The sequence below is a fragment of the Pseudomonas sp. NPDC087336 genome (assembly GCF_044744285.1).
Classification (GTDB): Bacteria; Pseudomonadota; Gammaproteobacteria; order Pseudomonadales; family Pseudomonadaceae; genus Aquipseudomonas.
In genome coordinates, this window is sequence record NZ_JBIUYA010000002.1 from 311,280 (window position 1) to 322,626 (window position 11,347).

Below are 11,347 nucleotides of genomic sequence, written 5' to 3' on the forward strand. Positions count from 1 at the left end.
GGAAAAACGCAATGATAGCGCACGCACCCACTGCTCGTTCCCACGCTCTGCGTGGGAATGCCTCCACGGACGCTCCGCGTTCGGCTCTGGAAGGGACGCAGAGCGTCCCGGGCTGCATTCCCACGCAGAGCGTGGGAACGATCAAGTCAAAGGGCGTCGCGAGTCGGCTTGCCATCCACCAGGCGCTGGATGCCCAGCGGGTTTGCGTTCTTCAGCGCATCCGGCAGCAGGCCGTCCGGGTAATTCTGGAAGCACACCGGGCGCAGGAAGCGGTCGATGGCCAGGGTGCCCACCGATGTGCCACGCGCATCCGAGGTCGCGGGATACGGCCCGCCATGGACCATCGAATCACAGACCTCCACGCCGGGTGGATAGCCATTGAGCAGGATTCGCCCGACCTTCTGCTCCAGCAATCCCGTCAGCTCACTGAACTGCTCGAAGTCCGCCGGCTCGCCGATGATCGTCGCGGTCAATTGACCATGCAGGCCGTTCAGCGCCACGCTCAATTGCGCCTGATCCGCCACTTCCACCACCACGGTGGTCGGGCCGAACACTTCCGCTTGCAGCACTTCATCCCCGTCTATCAGCAAGCTGGCATCGGCCTTGAACAGTTGCGGTTGCGCCTGACGCCCTTGTTGCGGGCTACCCGCCAGGTGCTCGATACCTGTATGATCAAGGAGCTTTTGCAAGCCTTTTGCATAGCTGCCCAGGGTCCCGGCGTTGAGCATGGTCTGCGCCGGTTGATCGGCCATCATGTCGGCCAGCAGCTGGAGGAATGCAGTGAATTGTGGCGAACGGATGCCGATCACCAGGCCAGGGTTGGTGCAGAATTGACCGCAGCCTTGCACCACCGACGCCGACAGGCCGCGGGCGATGGTTTCCGTGCGCGCTTGCAGTGCCTGGGGCAGCACAATCACCGGGTTGATGCTCGACATCTCGGCGAACACCGGGATCGGTTGTGGGCGCGCCGCCGCCATGTCGCACAGCGCACGACCACCGGTTAGCGAACCGGTGAAGCCCACCGCTCGAATGGCCGGGTGCTTGACGAGCGCTTCGCCGACACCGCCGCCGTAGATCATGTTGAACACGCCAGCCGGCATCGCGGTTTTTTCTGCCGCGCGGATGATCGCATCGGCCACCTGCTCGGCCGTGGCCATGTGGCCGCTGTGGGCCTTGAACACCACCGGGCAACCGGCGGCCAGGGCCGACGCGGTGTCGCCACCGGCGGTGGAAAACGCCAAGGGGAAGTTGCTGGCCCCGAACACCGCCACCGGGCCGAGCCCGATACGGTATTGGCGCAGGTCGGGACGCGGCATCGGTTGACGCTCAGGCAGCGCCTGGTCGATACGCGCGCCGTAGAAATCGCCGCGCCGTAGCACGTTGGCGAACTGGCGCATCTGCCCGCTGGTGCGGCCACGCTCACCGATGATCCGTGCGGCGGGCAGCGCAGTTTCGCGGCACACCAGGCTGACGAATTCATCGCCCAGCGCATCCAGTTCATCGGCGATGGCATCGAGAAATTGCGCGCGACGCTCGGCACTCAAGGTGCGATAAGCCGGGTACGCTGCGGCACCCGCCCGAGCGGCGGCATCGACTTCCTCGGGCGTGGCCTGAATGAAATCATGGGGCAATGCCTCACCGGTTTCGGCGTCGACGCTGTGCAATGTCACGCAGCCCTTCGCACTGCGCTGGCCGCCGATGTAGTTGTGACCAAGAATTGGGATCATGCATGACTCCTCAAAGTGTGCCGACAGTGCCGGGTTCAAAAGCCGCATCGACCGCAGCGATGCCATTGATCAACGGCGCGCCGAATTCGCCCTGGCTGATCTCGAACACATCGCCCGGTTGCGTGCGGATGCCGTCAGCGAAGGACAGGGTCGCGGTGCCAAAAAAGTGGATGTGCACGTCCCCAGGGCGCAGAAACTGGCTGTACTTGAAATGGTGGTATTCAAGGTTCGCCAGGCTGTGGCACATGTTGGCCTCGCCACTGAGAAACTCGTTCTGCCACAGCACCTGGCCGTCGCGCAGGATGCGGCTGGTACCGGCCAGGTGTTGCGGCAGCTCGCCGACCCGCAGCTCCGGGCCATAGCTGCAACTGCGCAGCTTCGAGTGAGCCAGGTACAGGTAGTTCTTGCGCTCCATGACGTGATCGGAAAACTCGTTGCCCACTGCAAACCCGAGGCGATACGGCTTGCCGTCGTGGCCGATGACATAGAGGCCACTGAGTTCAGGCTCTTCACCGGCGTCTTCGGCAAACGGTGGCAGCGGGAACGGCTGGCCGGGGCGCACAACGATGCTGCCGTCGCCCTTGTAGAACCATTCCGGCTGTACCCCCGCCTCACCGGCTGCGGGCTTGCCGCCCTCCACGCCCCACTTGAAGATGCGCATGGTGTCGGTCATCGCGGCTTCGTCACCGGCCTGCTGGTGCATCTTGTCCCGGGCCGACGCGCTGCCCAGGTGAGTCAGGCCGGTTCCGCTGACCAGCATGTGCGCCGGGTCGGGGTGATCCAGCGGTGGCAGGATGCGCAGTTGTGCCAGCAGTTCGGCGTAGTCGTGGCCGCTGCCCAAGCCCAGGCTCTGTACCTGTTGCTCCAGATTGACGCCCGCTTCGATCGCCGCCAGGGCCAGGTCGCGAACCGTGCGCGCCTCGCGAACTTCCAGGACCTGCGCCCCCTCGACCACGCCGACGCGGCGTTCGCCGTTACTCAATTCGAATTGAACCAAACGCATGAATTTTTCCTTTTATTTGAAAACACCGCAAACCCTGTAGGAGCTGGCAAGCCAGCCCCTACAGGTTCGTATCAAGCCTGTGTCAGGTACGGGTGGTGCCCCGCGCACTCGCGGCAAATTCATTCGCCGGCAACACGTGCTTGCGCTCCAACTGGCGATACACCACGCCGGTCAACACCAGGCCGAACAGCATCACGCAGGACAGGAAATACAGCCCCGACGCCAGGTTGCCGGTGTATTCCTTGAGCGCGCCGATCACGAACGGGCCGATGTAGCCGCCGAGGTTGCCCACCGAGTTGATCAGGGCAATGCCCGCCGCCGCACTCGCGCCGGCAAAGAAGCGACCGGGCAAGGTCCAGAAAATCGCCGTGCATGAAAACAGGGCGAATGCGACCAGACACAGCGCCATCAATTGCAATACCGGAAAGATCAGCCAGGCACTGAGGAACAGGCCGATCGCGCCCAGCACATAAAGCACTGCCAGGTGGCCGTAACGATCATTCAATCGATCGGAGCTGCGCGGGATGATCAGCAGACCGATGATCCCGAAGACATAGGGCACCGATGACACGAACCCGGTCACCAGGTCGCTGCCGCCAAACTGCTTGATCAGGGTCGGCAGCCACAGGCCCAGGCCATAGATGCTCAGGGTCACCGGCAGGTAGAACAGCGCCAGCAGTAGCACGCGCTTGTCCTTGAGCGCGTGCAGCGGGTTGCCGTGACGGGTCTGGCCGTAGGCCTGCAGGTCTTTTTGCAGCTCGCCGGACAGCCAGTCCTTCTCGGCCTGGTCCATCCATTTCACCTGTTGCGGACCATCCGGCAACCAGCGCAGCACCGGCCAGGTCAGCAAGATCGCCGGGGTGCCGATGACGATGAACAGCCACTGCCAGCCGTGCAGGCCGAGAACGCCGTCCATGCCCAGCAGACCGCCGGATACGGGCCCGGTGATCATCATCGCGATGGGTTGGGACAGGATGAACAGCCCCAGGATCTTGCCGCGGTGGCGCACCGGGAACCACTGGGTGATGTAGTAGAGAACGCCCGGAAAGAACCCGGCTTCCGCCGCACCGAGCAGAAAGCGCATCAGGTAGAAGCTGTTCGGCCCCTGCACGAAGGCCATGCCGATGGTAATGGCGCCCCAGGTGACCATGATCCGTGCGAACCAGCGCCGCGCGCCAAAACGGTCAAGCATCAGGTTGCTGGGGATCTCCAGGAGGAAATAGCCAATGAAGAACAGTCCTGCGCCCAGCCCGTACGCCGCATCACCCAGACCGATGTCGGCGCCCATGTGCAGTTTGGCGAAGCCCACGGCGGAGCGATCCACGTAGGCGATCAGGTACAGCAGGATCAGGAAGGGAATCAGTTTCAGCGTGATGCGACGTATCAGCCGCAGTTCCTGGCTCATGAGATCGGTCTCCGATTGTTGTTTTTATAGAACCTCGGGGGACGCCTCTCACCGTTGACCGTCAGGGCCATCCCTCCGCTGAAAACGACTATATAGTAATACTATTTAACCAACAACTCTTCCAAACTGGCGAATTTGCGCTTATGTTACGCCTCATCACGAACATATTAGTCATACAATAAGAGAATCGATCATGTCTGATAAGAAACCCACCCTGCGCTCCGCCCAATGGTTTGGCACCGCCGACAAGAACGGCTTCATGTACCGCAGCTGGATGAAGAATCAGGGCATCGCCGACCACCAGTTCCATGGCAAGCCGATCATCGGCATCTGCAACACCTGGTCGGAACTGACCCCGTGCAACGCGCATTTCCGCCAGATCGCGGAACACGTCAAGCGCGGAGTGATCGAGGCCGGAGGCTTCCCGGTGGAATTTCCGGTGTTCTCCAACGGTGAATCCAACCTGCGTCCGACCGCCATGCTGACCCGCAACCTGGCGAGCATGGATGTGGAAGAAGCCATTCGCGGCAACCCGATCGATGGCGTGGTGCTGCTGACCGGTTGTGACAAGACCACCCCGGCGTTGCTGATGGGCGCGGCCAGTTGCGACGTGCCCGCGATCGTGGTCACCGGCGGGCCGATGCTCAACGGCAAGCACAAGGGCAAGGACATCGGCTCGGGCACCGTGGTCTGGCAACTGAGCGAACAGGTCAAGGCCGGCACCATCACCATCGACGACTTCCTCGCGGCCGAGGGCGGCATGTCCCGCTCGGCCGGTACCTGCAACACCATGGGCACGGCCTCGACCATGGCCTGCATGGCCGAAGCACTGGGCACGTCCCTGCCCCACAACGCGGCGATTCCCGCCGTCGATGCCCGCCGTTATGTGTTGGCGCACATGTCCGGCATGCGTGCCGTGGAGATGGTGCGCGAGGATCTGAAACTGTCGAAGATCCTGACCAAGGAAGCCTTCGAAAATGCGATCCGGGTCAACGCCGCCATCGGCGGTTCGACCAATGCCGTGATTCACCTCAAAGCCATCGCCGGCCGCATCGGTGTGGAGCTGGACCTTGACGACTGGACCCGCATTGGTCGCGGCATGCCGACCATCGTCGACCTGCAACCGTCCGGGCGTTTCCTGATGGAAGAGTTCTACTACGCCGGTGGCTTGCCAGCGGTATTGCGCCGCCTTGGCGAAGCGAACCTGATCCCGAACCCGAATGCCTTGACCGTCAATGGCAAATCCATCGGCGAGAACACCAAGGATGCGCCGATCTATGGCGAAGACCAGGTGATCCGCACCCTCGACAACCCGATCCGCGCCGACGGCGGGATCTGCGTATTGCGCGGCAACCTGGCGCCGCTGGGCGCGGTGCTCAAGCCCTCCGCCGCCGCGCCCGAATTGATGCAACATCGCGGGCGGGCCGTGGTGTTCGAGAACTTCGACATGTACAAGGCGCGGATCAACGATCCGGAACTGGACGTGGATGCCAACTCGATCCTGGTCATGAAAAACTGCGGGCCCAAGGGTTATCCGGGCATGGCCGAAGTCGGCAACATGGGCTTGCCGGCCAAGCTGCTGGCCCAGGGCGTGACCGACATGGTGCGCATTTCCGATGCGCGCATGAGCGGTACGGCGTATGGCACCGTGGTCTTGCACGTCGCACCGGAAGCGGCGGCTGGCGGACCTTTGGCAGCGGTGAAGGAAGGAGACTGGATCGAACTCGACTGCGCCAGCGGCCGTCTGCACCTGGATATCCCTGATGCCGAACTGGCGGCGCGCATGGCCGACCTGCAGCCGCCACAAAAGTTGCTGGTGGGTGGCTATCGCCAGCTGTACATCGACCACGTCTTGCAGGCGGATCAGGGCTGCGACTTCGACTTCCTGGTTGGCTGCCGTGGTGCCGAAGTACCGCGTCATTCTCACTAACACCACCATCCCCCTGTCAATGATCGTTCCCACGCTCCGCGTGGGAACGATCACCTCAAGACTGTGCCGCGCCTGCTATCATGCGCGGCATCTCCATCGCACAGGACCGCGCCGTTCCCCATGGATTACCGCAAACCCTCCGACCGCAAAAGCATGCACTCGCGCATCGTCCAGGAACTGGGCATGCAGATCGTCTCGGGACGTTTCCTGCCGGACGACAAACTGCCCGCCGAAGCCCTGCTCTGCGAAGAATATGCCGTCAGCCGGCCGGTGTTGCGCGAAGCCACCCGTGTCCTGGTGGCCAAGGGCCTGGTGTACTCCCGTCCGCGGGTCGGAACGGTGGTCAAGCCGCGCAAGGAATGGCACATGCTCGACCCGGACGTTCTGCATTGGCTGATGCAAAGCAGCCCGCAGAACCGGTTCTTCGACCTGCTGACCAGTGTGCGCAGCATCATCGAACCGGCCGCCGCCGCCCTCGCCGCACAGTTCGCCACCGACGCCGATATCGCCGCCATCGGTGAAGCCTACCAACGCATGGAGGCCGCGCCGACACCCGAAGCCTTGCTGCAACCGGACCTTGATTTCCACAGCCGTATTGCCGACGCCACCCACAACGACCTGTTGGCCAACCTGTGCAATATGCTCTCAGTGGCCATTGCCGAAGCATTGAAGCATTCCAACCAGCGGCCGAACCTGCATGAACTGGCGTTGCCTCGGCACAAGGCGATTCTCACGGCAATCGAGAACCGTGATGCACTGGGTGCACGGCATGCGACGCTGGTACAGCTTGATGACGCACGCAGTGCGTTGAATGTGGTGCTCGGCGCCGATCCCGCCTGATCACCACAAAACCAATGTGGGAACTGATGTGTATTTCAGATAAAAAAAAAGCCGCAACCATGGTTGCGGCTTTTTTGTTTCAGCCAGGGATCAGTGAGCAAACAGCGAATTGCCCTTCTGCCCCGCCAACTTCTCCGGCTTGATCAGGAACCGCGCCAGTGCCGGCAGCAGCCACAGTGCACCGAACATGTTCCACAGCAGCATGAAGGTCAGCATCAGGCCCATGTCGGCCTGGAACTTGATGGCCGAGAAGATCCAGGTGCACACGCCGATGGCCAGGCACAGGCCGGTGAACAGCACGGCCTTGCCGGTGGATTTCAGCGTCTGGTAGTACGCCTCCTGCAACGGCAAGCCAGCACGCAGGAAGCTTTCCAGGCGGCTGTAGATGTAGATGCCGTAGTCCACGCCGATGCCCACGCCCAGCGCCACCACCGGCAGGGTCGCGACTTTCACGCCGATGCCCATGAAGGCCATCAGGGCGTTACCCAGTACCGACGTCAACACCAGCGGCAACACGATGCACAAGGTCGCCGCCCAGGAACGGAAGGTGATCATGCACATGACCGCGACGCAGATGTACACCAGGATCAGGATGGTCAGCTCGGACTTCTTGATCACTTCGTTGGTGGCCGCCTCGATACCTGCGTTACCGGCAGCCAGGATGAACTCCAGGTTCTCGGTGTTGTGTTCCTTGGCGAACTCCTGCACCGCATGCACCGCACGATCCAGGGTTTCGGCCTTGTGGTCGTTGAGGAACACCAGCACCGGTGCCAATGAACAGCTGTTGTTGTACAGGCCATCGGCACGGGCGATGGAGTTGTTCAGCACATCAGGGTTACGCGACAGGGTTTCCCATTTCAGGTTGCCCTCGTTCATGCCCTTGATCATCTGCTTGGACACGGTGACCAGCGAGATCGCCGACTGCACGCCCTCGGTGTTCTGCATCTTCCACATCAGCTCGTCGATCGGCGCCATGGCTTCGTAGCGCGAGCAGCCTTCAGCCTTGGTCTTGACCATCACCACCAACACGTCGGAACTGGTGGAATAGTTGCTGATGATGAAGTTGTTGTCCTTGTTATAGCGCGAGTCCGGACGCAGCTCCGGCGCACCCTGGTCGAGGTCACCGATTTTCAGGTTCTGGCTGTACCACAGACCACCGCCAAAGGCGACCAGCGCCAGGAAAATGGACACCGGTGCAACTTTCGCGCTGGCGAAGTTCGACAGCAGGCGCCAGAACGGGTGCTCGCGGATCGCATCCTTCTTGCTGCGAGCCACGGCGCGCTTGCTGATGCCGACGTAGGAAATCGCCACCGGCAGCAGGATCAGGTTGGTGAACACAATCACTGCCACACCGATGGAAGCACCGATGGCCAGCTCACGGATCACACCGATATCGATGATCAGCAGCGTGATGAAGCCCACTGCATCGGCGAGGATCGCGATCATCCCCGGCAGGAACAGCTGGCGGAAGGTGCGCCGCGCCGCCGTCAGGGCGTTTTCCGCTTCACTGGATTGCAGGGCGATACCGTTGATCTTCTGCACGCCGTGGGAAATACCGATGGCGAAGATCAGGAACGGCACCAGCATCGAGTACGGATCGAGCCCGAAACCGAAAAAGTGCATCAGCCCCAGCTGCCAGACCACCGCCACCAGCGTGGTACTCAATACCGCCACGGTACTGCGCATGCAGTTGGTGAACCAGTACAGCAGGATCAGGGTGATGACGAAGGCGACACCGAAGAACATCACCACCATCACCAGGCCGTCGATCAGGTCGCCGACCTTCTTGGCGAAACCGACGATGTGGATCTTCACGTTGGGGTTCTGTGCTTCGAACTTGTTGCGGATCTTGTCTTCAAGCTCGTGGGAGAACTTGCGATAGTCCAGCGCCAGCAACTTGCCCTGGTCCTGTGGGTCCGGGTAGGACTCCAGCAGCGGGATGTCGACGATGCTCGACTTGAAGTCGTTGGCCACCAGCCGCCCCACCTGCCCGGACTTGAGCACGTTGTTGCGCAACAAATCGAGGCTTTGCTGGGAGCCATTGTAGCTCTGCGGGATCACTTCACCGCCGGCAAAGCCCTCCTCCGTCACCTCGGTCCAGCGTACGCTCGGGCTCCACAGCGATTTGAGGCCGGATCTGTCAACGCCGGAGATGTAGAACACCTCGTCGTTGATCTGCCGCAACGTCTCCATATACTCCTTGGAGAAGATGTCGCCATCGGTGGCTTCCACGGAAATGCGTACCGTGTTGCCCAGGTTCGCCAGATCGTTGCGGTGCTCCATCATCTTTTGAATGAACGGATGCTCGAGCGGGATCATTTTTTCGAAGCTGGTGGACGGGCGTATCAGCGTCGCCTGCCAGAACAGGAAAACACTGACCAGCAGGCAGATGAAGATAACTGCCGGGCGGTTGTTGAAGATCAGGCGCTCAAGAAACGTCGCCTTGTCCTGATGATGGGTGCTTAAGGATGTCATAGCTACGCCTTCTTATTATTAACCCGGCTCATTTGCCCAGCTCAGCGCCATTTGGCGAAGTGGCGCGAACGCCGCCCTGTCCAGCCAGAATCAGATTGCCGTTCCCCGCGGCGACGACCGATGAGAGCGAGATTCGATCCCGACGGTTGAAGACGCTGAAGGTTTCACCGTTGTCGCTGCTGCTGATCACCGAACCGCCGTTGCCGACGATCACAATGGAACCATCGTCAAGCAATGTACCGCCGGACAGACCGAACTCCAGGTCTCCGCGTTCAGCCTTGAGCTCGACCTGCTCCCAGGTGCTGCCGAAATCCGTGGAGCGGTAAAGATTACCGCGCAGGCCATACGCCAACAGCGTGTTGGGTTGCGCGGTGCCGATCACACCGAACAGGGAACCCTCGTACGGACCTTCGAGCTTTTCCCAGGTCTGGCCCCAATCGGCCGAGCGAAACATGCTGCCCTGCTCGCCGACGATGAACAGGCCGGCATCCTTGACCGCGGTGATGGCGTTGAGGTGGAACTGGTCTTCGTTGTCCAGGCGATCGCTGACGTCTTCCCAGTTTCTCCCACCGTCGGTGGTGGCCATCAACGCACCGTAGGCGCCAACGGCAAAGCCGCTGTTGGCGTCCTGGAACCAGACATCGAGCAGCGGCGATTCGCGTTTCAGGTCTTCGAATTGCTTGGTCCAGGTGATACCGCCATCGTCGCTGGCGAGAATCTGCGCGTCATGCCCGACGGCCCAGCCACGCTTGTCATCGACAAAGAACACCGAGGTCAGCAGCTGCCGGGTTGGCACCTTGGCCTGGGTCCAGGTCGATCCCTGGTCATCGGAATACAGAATGTGCCCGCGATCCCCGACCGCCACCAGGCGCTTGCCCGCATGCACGACATCGAGCACCAGGCTTTTGCTGGCCTTGGCCGATTCAACGGAATAAACCACGTCGGATGCCGGCGCGTCAGCGGCCAGCACCGGTGCCGACCACACGGCACAACCCAACAGCGAGAGCGCTGTAGCCAGCAACGCGAACTTGCGCAATGCCGGCGGGCGGCAGATACCCACACCCATGACAGGCTCACTCATAGACCTTCCCCCTTTATTATTGTTAGGTCGTTCAACCTTTCAGGGCGCCGAAAGGGGTTGTTCACGGGATGACCTTTTTCAAAGCATAGTCTTGAAACCCGCAATCCAGAGCCCCTTCGGAAGCTGGCTTATCCTATCGGTGTTTTTCGACGGCTGACAATCGACGGCACGTTATGTTTTGTTAACCGGAGGGGGGATGGGGGGTTGCTGAATGATTGGGTATTGGGTGGGGTGATTGCGGTGTACATATCCGTTATTTAGGTAACGGCCACTTATGGTTTCGCTCTTACAGCGAGTCACTTGGAAAAGCCTGTAGGAGCGAGCCTGCTCGCGATGGGGCAAGAAAATCAAAAGCCAAAGCAACAGCCAGAACGAGGCGGCCTGACAGCCGACCTTATTGCAGGTCTGTCCGCGATTGCCCTGTAGGAGCCAGGCTTGCCGGCGAAGAACGATAGCGCGGTGCAACAGAGACACCGCAGCGCCTGATTCGCCGGCAAGCCTGGCTCCTACGGGAGATTGGGTACGTCCCCCAAAACAGGTCGAGTGTCAGCTCGCCTCGCTTGCTTTTGATTGTGATCCACCCGCCCCTTCGGGAGGCTGAGCGGAGGTGTTCATCCGGGGAGTGGCGCGCAGCGCCGTTCGACGCAGTCGAACACGCTGCATGTAGGTGCAGCGAAGCCAACCGGAGGGCAGTGTCCCCGGATGGATACCGGAGCGAAGGAACTCCGAGCCCCAGCGAGGGGCCGGACGCTCGGGGCGAGCCTTTTTTTGCTTACTTTTTTTGGCGTTTGCCCTCCGTGTCAGGCTACCTGTCGCCCTTGTTGATTGACTCATTCATTCAAGAGGGCGAAGGTGTTTAGCAATGTCCAAGCGCTATGACGACGAC

General features: G+C 61.3%; 7 protein-coding genes. 2 read left to right on the forward strand and 5 right to left on the reverse strand.

The window, feature by feature from the left end; all coding sequences use genetic code 11:
• Positions 1-146: 146 nt before the first annotated feature.
• The 3 genes from ACIO0C_RS03825 to ACIO0C_RS03835 form a co-directional block, all read right to left on the reverse strand.
• Entirely contained in the window at positions 147-1,727 is a 1,581-nt protein-coding gene (locus ACIO0C_RS03825) for an aldehyde dehydrogenase (NADP(+)) (protein WP_401308014.1), read from the reverse strand.
• Positions 1,728-1,737: 10 nt separating this feature from the next.
• Complete coding sequence (gene araD1 / locus ACIO0C_RS03830) at positions 1,738-2,730, reverse strand: AraD1 family protein (RefSeq protein ID WP_401308017.1); 993 nt, start codon at positions 2,728-2,730, stop codon at positions 1,738-1,740.
• Positions 2,731-2,812: 82 nt separating this feature from the next.
• Positions 2,813-4,135: an MFS transporter gene (locus tag ACIO0C_RS03835; RefSeq protein WP_401308020.1), complete on the reverse strand. Its 1,323-nt coding sequence runs from the start codon at positions 4,133-4,135 to the stop codon at positions 2,813-2,815.
• A 193-nt stretch (positions 4,136-4,328) separates the two neighbouring features.
• Here ACIO0C_RS03835 and ACIO0C_RS03840 point away from each other — a divergent pair, with 193 nt between their 5' ends.
• Positions 4,329-6,065: an IlvD/Edd family dehydratase gene (locus ACIO0C_RS03840; protein ID WP_401308023.1), complete on the forward strand. Its 1,737-nt coding sequence runs from the start codon at positions 4,329-4,331 to the stop codon at positions 6,063-6,065.
• 120 nt (positions 6,066-6,185) lie between these two features.
• On the forward strand, positions 6,186-6,905 hold the full coding sequence (locus tag ACIO0C_RS03845; protein WP_401308026.1) for a FadR/GntR family transcriptional regulator: 720 nt from the start codon (positions 6,186-6,188) through the stop codon (positions 6,903-6,905).
• 90 nt (positions 6,906-6,995) lie between these two features.
• Here the strand turns inward: ACIO0C_RS03845 and ACIO0C_RS03850 are convergent, their stop codons facing one another.
• Entirely contained in the window at positions 6,996-9,380 is a 2,385-nt protein-coding gene (locus tag ACIO0C_RS03850; RefSeq protein ID WP_401308029.1) for an RND family transporter, read from the reverse strand.
• Between the two features lie 28 nt (positions 9,381-9,408).
• Positions 9,409-10,461 (reverse strand): WD40/YVTN/BNR-like repeat-containing protein, encoded by a 1,053-nt coding sequence (locus tag ACIO0C_RS03855; RefSeq protein WP_401308032.1) that lies wholly within the window; start codon positions 10,459-10,461, stop codon positions 9,409-9,411.
• Positions 10,462-11,347 lie beyond the last annotated feature (886 nt).